This window comes from Jidongwangia harbinensis (assembly GCF_020216025.1).
Taxonomy (GTDB): Bacteria; Actinomycetota; Actinomycetes; order Mycobacteriales; family Micromonosporaceae; genus Actinoplanes; species Actinoplanes harbinensis.
The window spans coordinates 84,535-99,911 of record NZ_JAIWNC010000036.1; the positions used below are offsets into that span (position 1 = coordinate 84,535).

The 15,377-nt window shown below is 73.1% G+C and carries 14 protein-coding genes; 9 read left to right on the forward strand and 5 right to left on the reverse strand.

What is annotated here, in order from left to right; translation table 11 throughout:
- Positions 1 to 9: 9 nt before the first annotated feature.
- Positions 10 to 2,331, reverse strand: coding sequence for a putative bifunctional diguanylate cyclase/phosphodiesterase (locus tag LDL48_RS33480; RefSeq protein WP_225259141.1), 2,322 nt, complete (start codon positions 2,329 to 2,331; stop codon positions 10 to 12).
- Between the two features lie 173 nt (positions 2,332 to 2,504).
- Between LDL48_RS33480 and LDL48_RS33485 the strand changes: the two genes are divergently transcribed.
- Positions 2,505 to 4,586: an N-acetylmuramoyl-L-alanine amidase gene (locus tag LDL48_RS33485; RefSeq protein WP_225259142.1), complete on the forward strand. Its 2,082-nt coding sequence runs from the start codon at positions 2,505 to 2,507 to the stop codon at positions 4,584 to 4,586.
- On the opposite strand, the gene LDL48_RS33490 is transcribed toward LDL48_RS33485, so the two are convergent.
- Positions 4,558 to 5,226 (reverse strand): sigma factor-like helix-turn-helix DNA-binding protein, encoded by a 669-nt coding sequence (locus LDL48_RS33490; protein WP_225259143.1) that lies wholly within the window; start codon positions 5,224 to 5,226, stop codon positions 4,558 to 4,560. The genes LDL48_RS33485 and LDL48_RS33490 overlap by 29 nt on opposite strands.
- Positions 5,227 to 5,357: 131 nt before the next feature.
- Here LDL48_RS33490 and LDL48_RS33495 point away from each other — a divergent pair, with 131 nt between their 5' ends.
- Positions 5,358 to 5,747 carry an STAS domain-containing protein gene (locus LDL48_RS33495; RefSeq protein ID WP_225259144.1) on the forward strand — a complete coding sequence of 130 codons (390 nt, stop codon included), beginning with the start codon at positions 5,358 to 5,360 and terminating at the stop codon, positions 5,745 to 5,747.
- On the opposite strand, the gene LDL48_RS33500 is transcribed toward LDL48_RS33495, so the two are convergent.
- Complete coding sequence (locus tag LDL48_RS33500; protein ID WP_225259145.1) at positions 5,661 to 6,626, reverse strand: sigma-70 family RNA polymerase sigma factor; 966 nt, start codon at positions 6,624 to 6,626, stop codon at positions 5,661 to 5,663. The genes LDL48_RS33495 and LDL48_RS33500 overlap by 87 nt on opposite strands.
- A gap of 102 nt (positions 6,627 to 6,728) precedes the next feature.
- Between LDL48_RS33500 and LDL48_RS33505 the strand changes: the two genes are divergently transcribed.
- The 5 genes from LDL48_RS33505 (at position 6,729) to LDL48_RS33525 (ending at position 11,817) form a co-directional block, all read left to right on the forward strand.
- Positions 6,729 to 7,538 (forward strand): alpha/beta fold hydrolase, encoded by an 810-nt coding sequence (locus tag LDL48_RS33505; RefSeq protein WP_225259146.1) that lies wholly within the window; start codon positions 6,729 to 6,731, stop codon positions 7,536 to 7,538.
- A gap of 114 nt (positions 7,539 to 7,652) precedes the next feature.
- Positions 7,653 to 7,862, forward strand: coding sequence for a DUF5999 family protein (locus tag LDL48_RS33510; protein WP_225259147.1), 210 nt, complete (start codon positions 7,653 to 7,655; stop codon positions 7,860 to 7,862).
- 27 nt (positions 7,863 to 7,889) lie between these two features.
- The gene (locus tag LDL48_RS33515) at positions 7,890 to 10,217 is read left to right on the forward strand and encodes an ATP-binding protein (RefSeq protein ID WP_225259148.1); all 2,328 of its coding nucleotides are present in this window, start codon (positions 7,890 to 7,892) and stop codon (positions 10,215 to 10,217) included.
- A 91-nt stretch (positions 10,218 to 10,308) separates the two neighbouring features.
- A complete protein-coding gene (locus tag LDL48_RS33520; protein ID WP_225259149.1) occupies positions 10,309 to 10,656 on the forward strand; it encodes a VOC family protein in 348 nt (115 codons plus the stop codon).
- A gap of 39 nt (positions 10,657 to 10,695) precedes the next feature.
- Positions 10,696 to 11,817, forward strand: a complete 1,122-nt coding sequence (locus LDL48_RS33525) for a serine hydrolase domain-containing protein (RefSeq protein ID WP_225259150.1) — start codon at positions 10,696 to 10,698, stop codon at positions 11,815 to 11,817.
- Here the strand turns inward: LDL48_RS33525 and LDL48_RS33530 are convergent.
- Positions 11,814 to 12,305: a TspO/MBR family protein gene (locus LDL48_RS33530; protein ID WP_225259151.1), complete on the reverse strand. Its 492-nt coding sequence runs from the start codon at positions 12,303 to 12,305 to the stop codon at positions 11,814 to 11,816. The genes LDL48_RS33525 and LDL48_RS33530 overlap by 4 nt on opposite strands.
- Positions 12,306 to 12,406: 101 nt before the next feature.
- On the opposite strand from LDL48_RS33530, the gene LDL48_RS33535 reads away from it, so the two are divergent.
- Positions 12,407 to 12,553 carry a hypothetical protein gene (locus tag LDL48_RS33535; protein WP_225259152.1) on the forward strand — a complete coding sequence of 49 codons (147 nt, stop codon included), beginning with the start codon at positions 12,407 to 12,409 and terminating at the stop codon, positions 12,551 to 12,553.
- Here the strand turns inward: LDL48_RS33535 and LDL48_RS33540 are convergent.
- Positions 12,543 to 14,246 carry a glycoside hydrolase family 13 protein gene (locus LDL48_RS33540; protein WP_225259153.1) on the reverse strand — a complete coding sequence of 568 codons (1,704 nt, stop codon included), beginning with the start codon at positions 14,244 to 14,246 and terminating at the stop codon, positions 12,543 to 12,545. The genes LDL48_RS33535 and LDL48_RS33540 overlap by 11 nt on opposite strands.
- 110 nt (positions 14,247 to 14,356) lie before the next feature.
- Here LDL48_RS33540 and LDL48_RS33545 point away from each other — a divergent pair, with 110 nt between their 5' ends.
- Positions 14,357 to 15,358: a glycosyltransferase family 4 protein gene (locus LDL48_RS33545; protein WP_225259154.1), complete on the forward strand. Its 1,002-nt coding sequence runs from the start codon at positions 14,357 to 14,359 to the stop codon at positions 15,356 to 15,358.
- The last annotated feature ends 19 nt before the right edge of the window (positions 15,359 to 15,377 follow it).

The following is a 15,377-nucleotide window of genomic DNA, read 5'->3' on the forward strand; positions in this document are numbered from 1 at the left end:
CGGGCCCGCTCACCCGGCCCGGACCGCGTCGGCGAGCTGGTCGGCCGGCTGGGGGCGGCCGTGCAGCCAGCCCTGGGCCAGGTCGCAGCCCTGGGCCCGGAGCCAGTCCCGCTGCACCTCGGTCTCCACGCCCTCGGCCACCACCCGATGGCCCATGGCGTGGGTCATGGCCAGGACGGCCCGGACGATCGGCTCGTTGGTGCCGTCCTCGCCGACGCCGGCCACGAAGCCCCGGTCGATCTTGACGATGCCCACCGGCAGCCGGTGCAGGTAGTTCAGCGACGAGTAGCCGGTGCCGAAGTCGTCGATGCACAGCACCACGCCGAGGTCGCGCAGGGCGTGCAGGGTGACCAGCGCGGTGTCGATGTCCTCCATCACGCCGGACTCGGTGATCTCCAGCCACAGCGCCGCGGGCGGCAGACCGGTCTCGGCCAGCACGTCGCGGACCACGTCGACCAGGGCGCCGTCGCGCAGCTGCCGGACCGAGACGTTGACCGAGACGTGCAGTTGGCGCGCGTCCGGCGGCCGGGCGGCGGTCCAGGCGGCGAGCTGCCGGGCGGACTCCCGCAGCAGCCAGGCGCCGCTCTCCACGATCAGCCCGGTCTCCTCCGCGATCGGGATGAACACCAGCGGCGTCACGTTGCCGAACTCGGGGTGGTGCCACCGCATCAGCGCCTCGAACCCGTCCAGCTCGCCGGCCTCCAGTTCGACGATCGGCTGGAAATGGACGGAGAGTTCGCCGTTGCCGAGCGCGCGGCGCAACGCCTGTTCCAGGTTGACCCGGTCCCGGACCTGGTCCCGCAGCGACGTGTCGAACAGCGCGTACGCGTTGCGCCCGGAGCCCTTCGCCTTGTACATCGCGGTGTCCGCGTCCCGGATCAGCTCCAGCGCCTGCGCGCCCCCGAACGACTTGGCCACCCCGATCGAGGCGGAGATGACCACCCGCCCGACGGACAGGTCGAACGGTCGCAGGAACTCGTCGAGGACCCGGTCGGCCAGCGACTCGGCGAGTTTCGAGTGCGACGGGCTGGCCAGCGCGATGACGAACTCGTCGCCGCCGATCCGGCAGACCAGGTCCTCGCCGCGGACCTGCGCGCCGAGCCGGGCGGCCACCGCGCAGAGCAACTCGTCGCCGACCTGGTGGCCCCAGTGGTCGTTGACCATCTTGAACCGGTCCAGGTCGATGAAGAGCAGGCTGATCTCCTGGCTGTCGGCCGCGGCCCGGTCGCCCCAGGAGGTGATCGTCTCGGCCAGCAGTTCCCGGTTGGGCAGATCGGTGAGCGGGTCGTGGGTGGCGCGGCGGCGGGTGGCGCTCTCCGCACGTGCCCGGGAGTTGTGCGCCCGGACCACCCGCATCAGCACCGCGAGGACCAGCAGCGTGCAGAGCGCGGCGCGGACCACCCCGTCCAGCAGGCTCTCGGCCGGTTTCACCGTGGTGACCACGGTGGGTACCACCACGACCAGGGCGATCACCGCGGTGCGGGCCTTGCTGAGGCTGCGCAGCAGCACCCGCTGCGGCTCGATCAGCGTACGCATCGACGGGTGCAGCGCGGCCGTGCCGGTGAGCAGGAACGTGGCGAGGAAAAGCGAGTCGATGGTGTGCTGGGAGACGTCGGCCAGTTCGGCGTCCAGCAGGGTGTAGAGCGCGTCGCCGGCGAACATGGTGGCGGACGCGCCGATCAGCAGCCACAGCGAGGGCTGCTGGACGCCACCGGCCAGGGCCAGCTGGGCCACCAGCACGAGCAGCACCACGTCGATGACCGGGAAGAACGCGTGGGCCACCCGGATCGCGTCGAAGTCGGCCCGGCCCACCGACGGGGCGATCAGGTAGGTCCAGGTCAGGAACGCGGTGGCCACGCCGACCAGCAGGGCGTCGACCCGGGCCGGGTCGTCCTCGGCGGACCGGCGCCGGCGCAGCATGGCGGCGAAGCCGTATCCGGTGCCGAGATAGCCGGCCAGCACGAACACGTCCGGCAGCAGCACCATCGGCCCCGGCGGCGTGGTGTTGGCGCCCGGCACCGCCACCCGGATGACCATCGCCACGACCACACACCAGGCGGCGGCCAGCAGGGCCCGCCACGGACCGGATCGCACCTTCCCGGCATTGCGGCGGATGCCGTACGTCAGGGCCCACAACCCGGCCCCGATCACCGCCGCGGTGGCCGGCAGGCGCAGCCACGACGGCCCCACCGCGACCGCCGCCAGAGCGGCACCGCCGGCGCCGAGCGTCAGCCAGGCCGGCGCGCTGCCGCGGCGCCGGTCGGCCGGGCGGACGCCGGGCGGCGTTCCGCGGCCGGCCGAGGAGGCGGGCGCGGCCAGGACGGAGGTCACGCTCTTCCATCGGCAGACCGGGCCGGGAAGTTGAGCGGCCCGGTGCGCCGCCGGTCGCCTCTTCTACCCCAGGATGTGACGGCCGTCACGCAATGGCCATCCCGACACGCGAAGCGTGAATTCGTTTCATCCTGAATTGGCCGACTTGAGGGCGACCAGGCGGGGGACGAAGCGTGCACCAGGTTCCGACGATCAAGCGGGTCATGGCGGCTGCGGCCGGCCTGGCCGTCATCCTGACCGGCACACCGGCGGTGGCCTCGGCGCGGACCGCACCCGCCGACGGGCCGGCGCTGCAGACCGTCCCGCTGACGCCCGCCGCCGCGCGGTCCGCCGCGGCCGGGGCGCCCGCGGTGCACCCGCGTGCCACCCGGCCGTTCAGCCTGATCGGCGCGACCTGGACCGACCCGGCCACCCGGCTGCCCGGCACCGTGCGGGTGCGGGTCCGCTCCGCGGCGGACGGCCGGTGGAGCGACTGGCACGAACTGGAGAGCGACGGCCGCTCCCCCGCCGACCGGGCGGGCGTGGACGCCGGCGGCCGGGGCCACACCGATCCGGTCTGGGTGGGCGCGTCCGACGGGGTGGAGGCGCGCCTCGGCGCCGGCTTCGGGCGTACCGCCGCGCTGCCGCCCGGCCTGCGCCTCGACCTGATCGACCCGGACCAGCCGATGCCGGCCCCCGCGCCGGCCGCCGCGCCCGATCCCGCGCCCGCGCCGCAGGCGGCCCCGGCCACGCTGTCCCGGGCCGCCGGCGTCGCGGTACCGCCCCGGCCGGTGCCCCGGATGACCGCGCGGTCCGGCTGGCAGGCCGACGAGACAATCGTCGCGGATCCGCCGGAGTACAGCACCGACGTGCGGGTGATGTTCGTCCACCACACCGCCGGCACGAACAACTACCGGTGCGCCGACTCGGCCCGGATCGTCCGCGGCATCCAGCGCTACCACGTACTCAGCAACGGCTGGAACGACATCGGCTACAACTTCCTGGTCGACCGCTGCGGCAACCTGTTCGAGGGACGCCGGGGCGGCGTCAACCGGGCCGTGCTGGGCGCGCACACCATGGGCTTCAACTCGCACGCCAGCGCGATCGCGGTGCTCGGCGACTACCGCGGCCGGGGCGTGTCGGCCACCGTGCGGACGCGGATCGCGCAGGTCGCGGCGTACAAGCTGGGCGCGTACGGCCAGTTGCCGGGCGGCCGCAGCGTGCTGGTCTCCAACGGCAGCGACCGGTACGCCAAGGGCACCAGCGTCACGTTCAACCGGATCTCCGGCCACCGCGACGCGGGCCGCACCGCCTGTCCCGGCGACACGCTCTACGGCCAGCTCGGTGCGATCCGCGGCGTGGCCGGCGCCGCGCCCGCCGGTCTGGGCTGGGCGCGGATGACCGGCGCCGCCCGGGTCGGCGCCACCTACTACACCCGCGGCACGATCAGCCCGCTCTGGACGACCCGGACCCCGACCGCGATGCTCAACCGCTTCGACGTGTACGTGGACGGCAAACTGGTCGCCGCCACCCCGAACGCGCACCGCCGCACCACGCTCCGCCTGGCGCCCGGCAAGCACACGGTCGTGGTGCGCGGCATCCACCTGTCCGGCCGGACCGCCAGCGTCGCCGCCACCGTGGTCTCCGACGCGACCGCGCCGGTGTTCACCCAGGGCCCGTCCTTCTCGCTGCGCACCGGCTCGCTGCACAACTCCGTCCCGGTGCGGCTCGGCTGGACGGCGGCCGACGCGGGCGGGCTCCGCTCGGTGGCGCTGACCTCGCCGCGGCCGGTGAACCTGGGCGTGACCGCACGCACCTGGCCCGGTACGGCACCGGCCGGGGTGGCGTCGACCTGGGCGTTGCGCGCCGTGGACCGGGCCGGCAACGCCCGGGGCGTGGCGTTCGCCCGTACCCCCCTGGTGGTCACCGAGGCCCGGGCCGCACGGACCGGCGCGTGGACCCGGCTGCGCAACCCCGCGCACCTCGGCGGCAGCGGCCTGCTCGGGGTGTCCGGCGGTGCCAGCATGTCCTGGACGTTCACCGGGCGGTCGGCGGCCCTGGCGGCGAGCCGGACACCCACCTCCGGCCGGCTCACCGTGTACGCGGACGGTCAGCTGATCGGCACGCTGGACCTGCGCTCGGCCCGGACCGCGCACCGGCAGGCGGTGTGGGCGCGGAACTGGGGCGTGCTCGGCCCGCACACCGTCAAGGTGGTGCTCGAGGGCACCGCGGGCCGGCCCGGCGCGATCATGGACGGCCTGGTGGTTCTGCGCTGACCTGCTCGTCGAGCACCGTGCGCAGCGCCTGCATGGCGTGGTAGAGGCGGGCCTTCACGGTCTCCACCGGCACGCCGCGGGCGTCGGCGGCGTCCTCCAGGGACACCCCGCGGTAGAACAGCTCGACGAGGATGTCCCGGTGGGCGCCGGTCAGGTCGTTCATGGCCCGGAGCACCGTGGTCGGCGGCCGGCCCGGCGGCACCCGCGCGGGCGGCGCCGGCCGGTCGTCGTCGTCGAGCAGCACGCTGCGCGCGGTCAGCACCAGCCACGGGCGCACCGCGGAGGCGCGCTGCGGGTATCGGGACGGGTCCTGGGCAGCGCGGTACAACGTCCCCTTGACCGCGACGGCGGTCGCGTCCTGGTCACCGTCGGTGAGCCGGAGGACGTATTCGTACAGGGCGGCACGGTGCGGCTCGACCATCGCCTCGAAGGCGGCCACCGCGCGTCGCTCGGCGGCCAGCGCCGCGGCGCTGCCCGGCACCGGCGTGAACAGGTCCGCGTGCAGCGGCCGACGGTCGGGCTGGGCAGGATGGCCGGGCTGGGCAGGACGGCCGAGCTGGGCAGGACGGCCGAGCTGGGCACGGTGGCCGGGTTGGGCACGGTGGCCGGGCGCCGGCCGGTCGGCGGCGTGGCGGCCCATCGGGGACCCCCTTCTCCGGGTACGGGAACTCCATCCTTCGGCGCGGCGCCGTCGCCGGACACGGGGAAAGTACCTGGATCACTACCCGTATCGACACCCGCATCACACACCGTCACCGATTCCGTACGGCGATGAGTTTCCGGGCGGTGCCGGGTCTACCCCGCATGGCCCCGACCGCGATCCGGTTCGACGTGCCCGGCGCGGTGCTGCGCGCCGACGTGCCCGGGCTCTGTGCCGGCCTCGCCGAATCGCTTCGCGGCCGGAACGGCGGCGTGGTGGTCTGCGACGTGACCCGGACCCGGCCGGACCTGGCGGCCGTCGACCTGCTGGCCCGGTTGTGCCTGACCGCCCGGCGCCACGGCTGGTCGCTGGTCCTGCACGGCGCCGGGCCGCCGCTGCGGCACCTCCTCGGCCTGACCGGGCTGGGCGAGGTGCTAGCCGAGCCGGGGCGGCAGGCCGAAGAGCGGGAACAGCCGGGTGGTGTCCAGGAAGTTGTGCACCGCGGCGATCCCCCCGGCTGAGAGGTCCAGCACGATCAGGGCCCACGGCTCGTGTCCCGGCCCGGCGGCGGCCGGACGGTACTGCCCGAACGCCGGCATCCCGTTCGCCGTCACCGGCAGCAGGCGGGAGCCCCGGCAGCCACTCCCGGTGCCGGACATCCAGGCGGCGATGTCGTCCGGGCCGCGCAGCCACAGCGGCAGCGGCGGCATCGACAGCGTCGCGTCCTCGTGCAGCAGCGCGGTCAGCGCCGCCAGGTCGTACGACTCGAACGCCCGCACGTACCGGGTGAGCAACGCCTGCTGCTCCTCGTCCAGCGGGCGCTTGACCTCGGCGGCGGCGTCCGTGGTGGCCAGCGTGGCCCGGGCCCGTTGCAGCGCGCTGTTCACGCTCGGCACCGACGTGTCGAGCAGCTCGGCCACCTCCTGGGCGGACCAGGCCAGCACCTCGCGCAGGATCAGCACGGCGCGCTGGCGCGGCGGCAGGTGCTGCAGCGCGGCCACGAACGCCAACCGGATCGACTCACGCTCGGTCACCACGTCGGCCGGGTCGGCCCGCTCCGGCACCGCCCGGCTGTCCGGCACCGGTCCGATCCAGATCTCGTCGGGCAGCGGCTCGCCGGCATGGGTGGCCCGCCCGGAGCCGGCCGGGCCGAGGTCGACCGGGCGCACCCGGCGCTGCGCGCTGCCCAGCATGGTCAGGCAGACGTTCGTCGCGATCCGGTACAGCCAGGAACGCAGCGCGGAGCGGCCCTCGAACTTCTCCAGGCCGCGCCAGGCCCGGACCAGCGTGTCCTGGACGGCGTCCTCGGCCTCGAACGCCGAACCGAGCATCCGGTAGCAGTACCCGGTCAGCTCCGACCGGTACGTCTCCAACTGCTCTTCGACGGCCACCTCGTTCATCCCGACGACCCTAATCGAGATTTCCCGGCCGGCCGCGATGAGTTTCCGGGCGCGCCCCGGTCAGTACCGGCAACAGATCCACCGAGAACCGAGGAGCACCTGATGACCACCTCCGCCACCGGCCGGTACGCCGACGTCAACGGCCTGCACCTGTACTACGAGACGCACGGCGCCGGCCGCCCGCTGGTGCTGGTGCACGGCGGCCTCGGCTCGGGCGAGATGTTCGGGCCGGTGCTGGCCATGCTCGCCGACCACCACCAGGTGATCGCGGTCGACCTGCAGGGACACGGCCGGACCGCGGACATCGACCGGCCGCTCGACGTCCGGTTCCTGGCCGACGACGTCGCCGCCCTGATCCGCCACCTCGGACTGGTGAAGCCGGACGTGGTGGGATTCTCGCTCGGCGGCGGGGTGGCGCTCCAGGTCGCGATCCGGCATCCGGAGACGGTGGGCCGCCTGGTGTCGGCGTCGGCGAACATCCGCCGCGACGCCGTGTACCCGGAGATGCTCGCGCAGCAGGGCCAGGTCGGCGCGGCGTCCGCGGAATTCATGAAGGACACCCCGATGTACGAGCTGTACCAGCGGGTGGCGCCGCGCCCCGAGGACTTCCCCCGGCTGCTCGACAAGATCGGCGCGGCGATGGCCCAGGACTTCGACTTCACCGAGGAGGTCCGCGGCCTGCAGGTCCCGACGCTGGTGCTGGCGGCGGACGCCGACATGGCCCCGCCGAGCCACTACGTGGAGATCTTCAACCTGCTCGACGGCGGACTGCGCGACGGCGGCTGGATGGGTGAGGGCCGGCCCAAGGGCGGTCACGCACTGGCCATCCTGCCCGGGCTGACGCACTACAACCTCTGCGACAACCCGTTGTTCGCCACCACCACGCTGGCCTTCCTCGACCAGGACAGCTGAGCGTGTTCGGACCACCACCACGCTGTGTGACGAGTATTCGGGTACCGACTAGGTAGTTCGCCCGTGTCCGGGTACCCGTCGGCGGGGCATATTTGCGGCCGGAAAGGAGCAATTATGTGCGATCACGCACCGGCCTGTCCCCCGGCGGCGAGTCCCGGCCACGACGCCGCCCGGGTCGTCATCACTCACCCTGAGCAGGGATGGAGCCTGCTCTGTAACGGAGTGGTGACGTTCGACGACACCGGCGAGCTGCTGCCGGACGGCCGCGCCGTGCCGCCGCACCGGCCCGCGATCCGCCGCCGGAGCGCCGTGCTGCCGCGCTGACCGGAGCGCACCCACTACCGTGCTCCTATGAGCACCGCCACGACCGCGCGCGGTTCCCTCGGCAACCTGCCGGCCGAGGTGACCAGCTTCGTGGGACGGCGACAGGAGGTCACCGGCGTCCGCCGGATGCTGGCGCACAGCCGCCTGGTCACGCTGACCGGAGCGGGCGGCGTGGGCAAGACCCGGCTGGCGCAGCGGGTCGGCGGCGAGATGCGCCGTGCCTTCCCGGACGGCGTGTGGTTCGTCGAGCTGGCCGAACTGCGGGACCCCGACCTGGTCGCGGTGACCGTCGGCGAGGCGCTCGGGGTCCGGGAGGAGTCGGTCAGCCCGGACGCGCCCGGCCTCGCCGCGTTCCTCGCCGACCAGCAGGCGCTGCTCATCCTGGACAACTGCGAGCACCTGATCGGCGCCTGCGCGGACCTGGTGGAGACGCTGCTGCGGACCAGCCCGGAGCTGCGGGTGCTGGTGACCAGCCGGCAGGCGTTGCGGCTGGCCGGCGAGGCCATCCTGCCGGTGCAGCCGCTGTCGGTGCCGGACGCGGCCACCCGGTGCACCCCGGCCGAGCTGACCCGCACCGAGGCGGCGCTGCTACTGGTCGAACGGGCCACCGCGGTGCTGCCCGACTTCGAGGTCACCGAGGAGAACTGCGACACGATCGCCCGGCTGTGCCAGGCGCTGGAGGGCGTACCGCTGGCCATCGAGCTGGCCGTGGCGCGGCTGCGGGTGCTGTCGCTGGAGCAGATCCTGGACCGGCTCACCGACCGGTACCGCCTGCTGACCAGCGGTGCCCGCAACGCGCCGGCCCGGCAACAGACGCTGCGCGCGCTGATCGACTGGAGCTGGGAACTCTGCTCGGAGCCGGAGCGCACGCTGTGGGCGCGGGCGTCGGTGTTCTCCGGCGGTCTGGAACTGGACGCCGCCGAGCGGGTGTGCGCGGACGACACGCTGCCCGCCGACGCCATCCTGGACCTGATCGCCTCGCTGGTGGACAAGTCCGTGCTGACCCGCATCGGCGACGGTCCGCGGGCCCGGTACCGGATGCTGGAGGTGGTCCGGGAGTACGGCGCCGCGCGGCTGGCCGAGGCCGGCGAACCGGAGACGCTGGCGAGCCGGCACGGCCGGTGGTTCGCCGGGCTGGCCACGTACGGCGACCGGCACTGGGTGAGCCCGGACCAGGCCGCGCTGATGCTGCGGCTGCGGCAGGAACAGGCGAACCTGCGGGTGGCCCTGGAGTACGCGGTCACCGCCGGACCGCCCGAGCTGGCCCTGCGGTTCGCCGCCGACCTGGAGAACCACTGGTTCGTCCGCGGCTTCCTGTCCGAGGGCCGGCACTGGCTGGACCGGGCCCTCGCCCTGCCGGCACCGCGGCACTGGACCCGGGTGAAGGCGCTGCGGGTGGCCGCGTCGATCGCCACCGTGCAGAACGACCGGTCCCGGGCCCGCGCGCTGCTGGCCGAGGCGGGCGAGCTGGCCGAGGAACTGCCGCCGTCGGTGGAACGGGCGTACATCGCGCTGCTCGAGGGCAACCTGGACATGTTCTCCGGCGACCACGCCGCCGCGCTGCCCCGGTTCGAGCAGGCGTTGCGGGGCTTCCGCGAGATCGGCGCGCGCAACGGCGAGATGTGGGCGCTGTCGGTGCTGGGCCTCACCCGCGGCCTGGCCCAGGAACCCGCCCGCGGGTACGCCGACCTGATCGCCTGCCGGGACATGGGCACGGCCAGCGGCGAGGTGTGGTGGCGTTCGTTCGCGCTGTGGGCGCTGAGCGTGCTGCGCTGGCGGGACGGCGACCTGGCCGGGGCCACCGAGGCCGCGAAGGAGAGCCTGGAGGTACGCCGGCTGGTCGAGGACGAACAGTTCACGGTCGGCCTGGCGCTGGAGTCGCTGGCGTGGATCGCCGGCGGGGAACGCCGCGACACCCGGGCGGCGCACCTGCTCGGCGCGTCCGAACGGATGTGGCAGGCCATGCACGCCTCGCTGGCCTCGTTCCGCAGCCTGGACGACTTCCACGACGAGACGGTGTCGCAGGTCCGCGCCCGGCTCGGCGACCGGGCCTACGACGCCGCCGCCCGCCGCGGTGCCGAGCTGACCACCGCCGAGGCGGTCGCGCTGGCCCTGGAACGCAACCCGGTGCCGGCCCCGCGCGCCGCGTCCGACCAGTCCGGCCTGACCCGGCGGGAACGCGAGGTGGCCGCGCTGATCGCCGAGGGCCTGAGCAACCGCGAGATCGCCGCGCGGCTGGTGGTGGCGCAGCGCACCGCCGAGGGCCACGTGGAGAACATCCTCAGCAAACTCGGCTTCACCTCGCGGGCGCAGGTGGCCGGGTGGCTGGCGGCGCAGGCTCCGCCGAATTCCTGACACAGGATGTCAGCCTCCGGCGGCAGGATGGCAGCTGTCGGTACCACCCACGTCGGAAGGCCCCACCATGCCCGGCTTCGCCTCACTCGCCATGATCAATCTGGATGCGGTCGACCCCGCCGCACAGGCCCGCTTCTACTCCCAGGTGCTGGGCTGGGAGGTGGTGCACAGCGAGACCGAGTACGCCATGATCAGTGACGGCTCCACCAGCATCGGCTTCGGCCGGCTGCCCGGGTACTCCGCCCCCGGCTGGCCCGACCGGACCACCCCGAAGCGGTACCACCTCGACTTCTACGTCGACGACCTGGACGCCGCGGAGAAGCAGGCCCTCGCACTGGGCGCCACCAAGCCCGGCGACCAGCCCACGCCGGAACGCTGGCGGGTGCTGCTCGACCCGGACGGGCACCCGTTCGACCTCTGCCTGCGCACCACCGGATAATCCGTTGCCGGGCGCGCGGCGGCCGGTCATGCTCCGCGGATGACGGTGCACGGAACCACCACCGACCGGTACGCCGGGGTGCACGCCGCGTTCGCCGGCAACCTGGCCACCGGCGCGGACACCGGCGCCGCGTTCTGCGCCACCGTGGACGGCGAGACGGTGGCCGACCTGTGGGGCGGCTTCGCGGACGAGGCCGGCACCCGCCCCTGGCACCGGGACACCATCGTCAACGTCTACTCCGTCACCAAGACCGTGGTGGCCCTGACCGCCCTGCTCGTCGCGGACCGCGGCGACCTCGACTTCGCCGCCCCGGTGGCCCGCTACTGGCCGGAGTTCGCGGCAGCCGGAAAGGCGGACGTCACGGTCGCGCAGCTGATGAGCCACAGCTCCGGCCTGGCCGGCTGGCGCGCACCCATCACCCGCGACGACCTGTACGACTGGGCGAAGGTCACCGCTCTGCTGGCCGCCCAGGAGCCGTTCTGGAAGCCCGGCACCGCCTCCGGCTACCACGCGATGACCCAGGGATACCTGATCGGCGAGGTGATCCGCCGGATCACCGGCCGGTCCCTGGGCACCGTGTTCCGCGACGAGCTCGCCACGCCGCTGGGCGCCGACTTCCACATCGGCCTGCCCGCCACCGAGGACCACCGGGTGGCCGACCTGATCCCGCCGGCGGAACCGCCGTTCGACCCGGCCACCGCCACCGCCCTGCAGCACAACGTCGCGACCAACCCGGAACTCGACGTGGCCGACACCCGCAGCCGGGCCTGGCGCGGCGCCGAGATCCCGGCCTGCGGCGGCACCGGCAACGCCCGCGCCGTCGCGGAGATCCTCGCCGTCCTCGCCAACGACGGCGCGTCCGGCAACCGGCAACTGCTGTCCCCCGCCGGCTGCCGCAAGGTGCTGGAGCCACAGACCGACGGACGGGACCTGGTGCTCGGCATGCAGATCCGGTTCGGACTCGGGTTCGCCCTGGGCGGGGGCCTGATGCCGAACCCGAACACCGTCTACTGGGGCGGTTACGGCGGGTCGTTCGCGCTGGTCGACCTGGACGCACGGACGACGCTCGCCTACACGATGAACCGGATGTCCGGCGGGGTGAGCGGCGACCTGCGGGCCATCGCCCTGGCCATGGCGTTCTGGGACACCCCGACGGGTTAGTTCGCCGACCAGATGGCGGCGTTGAGGGCCGTTGCGAAGGTCACCCAGGCCCAGTATGGCACGAGCAGCCAGGCCGCCGGACGGTACACCCGCCAGAACATCCACACCGTCGCGCCGATCAGCACCCACAGCGCCACGATGTCCACGAGCGCCAGCCCGTACTCGCCGAAGCCGAAGAAGATCGGTGTCCAGGCCGCGTTCAGCACGAGCTGCGCGGCGTAGCCGGTGAGCGCCGCGGACCAGCCGGTACGCCGCCACACCAGCCAGCCGGCGACCGCGATCATGGCGTACAGCGTGGTCCACACCGGACCGAACAGCCAGGACGGCGGCGCCCAGGACGGCTGGTCGAGGTTCTGGTACTCGGCGGAGGTGCCGGTGACGCCCAGCACGCCGATCAGCGCGGCCGCGGTCACGGCCAGGCCGAAGGGGATCAGGCCGAGCCACGCGGCGGAGGCGGTGCGCGGCGGATGCGCCGGATGAGCGGTCATCTGCCCGGTGTACCCCGATGGCCGCCGCGGCATGCGTTTAGCCGCGGCGGCTTCGCGGGTACAAGCGCCCGCCAACCCCCACTCAGAATCGAGGCTCTCCCATGTCCATCCAGGCGCTGTTCTACATCATCGCGATCATCCTGCTCGTGCTGGCCGCGTTGCCGATCGGCACCCGCGGTGTCTCGCTGGCGCTGCTCGGTGCCGCGTTCGCGCTGCTCGCGTACTCCTGGAACACCATCACCGACTGACCCGGCGGCGATACACGACGGCCTGCCACGGGCCCAGCGTCAAGGGCGCCGCGGGCGGGCTCGCGCTGTTGTTCAGGACGAGTTCGGCGGCGGCCCAGGTCTCGGCGTCGTCGAGGCCGGCCGCCACCGCGTCCGCGGAGAAGTTGCCGATCACCAGCAGTTCGGTGTCGCCGAGCCGGCGGGTGTACGCGTACAGCCGCTCGTCGTGCGGCAGCAGCATGGTGAAGTCGCCGTCGACCACCGCCGGCTCGGTGTGCCGCAACTCGATCAGTCTGCGGTAGTAGTGGTACACCGAGCCGGGGTCGGCGACCGCGGCGGCCGCGTTGATCTCGGTGTGGTTCGGGTTGACCGCGAGCCACGGCGTCCCGGTGGTGAAGCCGGCGTGCGGGGACGCGTCCCACTGCATCGGGGTACGCGCGTTGTCCCGTCCCCGCGCCCGCAGCACGGTCAGCACGTCCTCGGGCGACCGGCCCTCCTTCTCCACCGCCTGGGCGTACTGGCCGAGCGCCTCGATGTCGCGGAAGTCCTCGATGCCGCCGAACGGCGCGTTCGTCATGCCGAGTTCTTCGCCCTGGTAGATGTACGGCGTGCCGCGGTGCAGGTGCAGCACGGTGCCGAGCATGGTGGCCGACTCCACCCGGAAGGCGCCGTCGTCGCCGTAGCGGGACACCACCCGGGGCTGGTCGTGGTTGTTCCAGTAGAGGCTGTTCCAGCCGAGGTCGGCGAGGCCGGCCTGCCACCGCCCGAGGATCGACTTGAGGGTGGTCAGCTGGAGCGGGTGCAGCACCCACGGGTCGGGGCCGCGGTCCGCCCACACGTGGTCGAACTGGAAGACCATGTCGACCTCGCGCCGGGCCGGGTCGGTGTACAGCCGTGCCTGTTCCACCGTCACGCCGGGCATCTCACCGACGTTGAGCAGCGCGTCCCGGCCGGCGAACACCTGTTCGTGCATCTCCTGGAGGAACTCGTGGATGCGCGGGCCGTTCATGAAGAACGCCGAGCCGTCGCCGAACGCCGTGCCGGGCGTCACCGGGCCGTCGGGCAGCGTGGTGTCCTTGGAGATGTAGTTGACGACGTCCATCCGGAACCCGTCCACGCCGCGGTCCAGCCACCAGCGCATCATCTCGTAGACGGCCTGCCGGACCTCCGGGTTCTCCCAGTTGAGGTCGGGCTGCTTGCGGGAGAACAGGTGCAGGTAGTACTCCCCGGTGGCCGGGTCGTACTGCCAGGCGGAGCCGCCGAACGCCGAGCCCCAGTTGGTCGGCTCGGCGCCGGGCGCCCCGGGTTCCATGCCGGCGCGGCCGGGCCGCCACCAGTACCAGTCCCGCTTCGGCGCGGTCCGTGACGAGCGGCTCTCGGCGAACCAGCGGTGCTCGTCGGAGGTGTGGTTCACCACCAGGTCCATGATCAGCTTCATGCCCCGGGCGTGCACGCCGGCCAGCAGCTCGTCGAACGTCTCCAGGGTGCCGAACACCGGGTCGATGTCGGTGTAGTCGCTGATGTCGTAGCCGTTGTCGTCCTGCGGCGACGGGTACACCGGCGACAGCCAGATGACGTCCACCCCGAGACCGGCGAGGTGGTCGAGGTGGTCGATGATGCCGCGCAGGTCGCCCATGCCGTCGCCGTCCGCGTCGGCGAAGCTGCGGGGATAGATCTGGTACACCACGGCGCGCTTCCACCAGAGATCCGTCATGGTTCCTCTGTAACACGTGGGCGCGGAGCCAAACCCGGGAAACGGGCTCAAGGGGGCCCGGGCGGTCACATACTGACTGAGTGATTTAGACCGCTTAGGGGGATTCGACCGTGAAGATTGCCCTGCTCGGACCGATCGCGTGGCGCACGCCGCCGCTGCACTACGGGCCCTGGGAGACCGTCGCCGGCCTGCTGGCGGACGGCCTGGCCGCGCGGGGCGTCGAGGTGACCCTGTTCGCCACCCTGGACTCGGTCACCAAGGCCACGCTGGACGGCGTCGTGCCCACGGGGTACGAGGAGGACCCGGAGATCGACGGCCGGGTCTGGGAGGCCATCCACGTGGCCCACGCGCTGCGCCGGTCCGGCGAGTTCGACCTGGTGCACAACCACCTGGACTGGCTGCCGCTGGCGTTCTCCCAGCACTGCGCCGCGCCCATGGTGACCACGATCCACGGCTTCTCCGGCGACCGGATCCTCCCGGCGTACCGTAAGGCCCGCTCGTCGTACGTCTCCATCTCGGACAGCGACCGCAGTCCGGACCTGGACTACCTCGCCACCGTCTACCACGGCGTCGACCTGGAGGCACTGCCGTTCGACCCGGACGGCGGGGACGGCCTGGTGGCGTTCGGGCGGATCCATCCGGACAAGGGCACGCACACCGCGATCGAGATCGCCCGCCGCGCCGGGCGGCGGCTGACCATCTGCGGCATCGTGCACGACGACCGCTACTTCCGGGAGCTGGTGGAGCCGCACATCGACGGCGACCGGGTGCGCTACCTGGGTTCGGTGGGGCCGCAGGACCGGGGGCGGATCCTCGGCGGGAGCGCCGCGCTGCTGCACCCGATCGAGTTCGCCGAGCCGTTCGGGTTGTCCGTGGTGGAGTCGATGGCCTGCGGCACGCCGGTGGTGGCGTACCGCAAGGGGTCGATGCCGGAGGTGGTGGACGAGGGGGTCACCGGCCGGCTGGTGGGCACGGTCACCGAGGCGGTCGCGGCGGTCGGCTCGATCGACGGCATCGACCGCGGCACGTGCCGGGTGCGGGCCCGGGAACGGTTCGGAGCGGACCGCATGGTCGATGACTATGTGCGCGTTTATCGCAAAGTGATCCGGTGATAAGCGCATTCTTGTTACC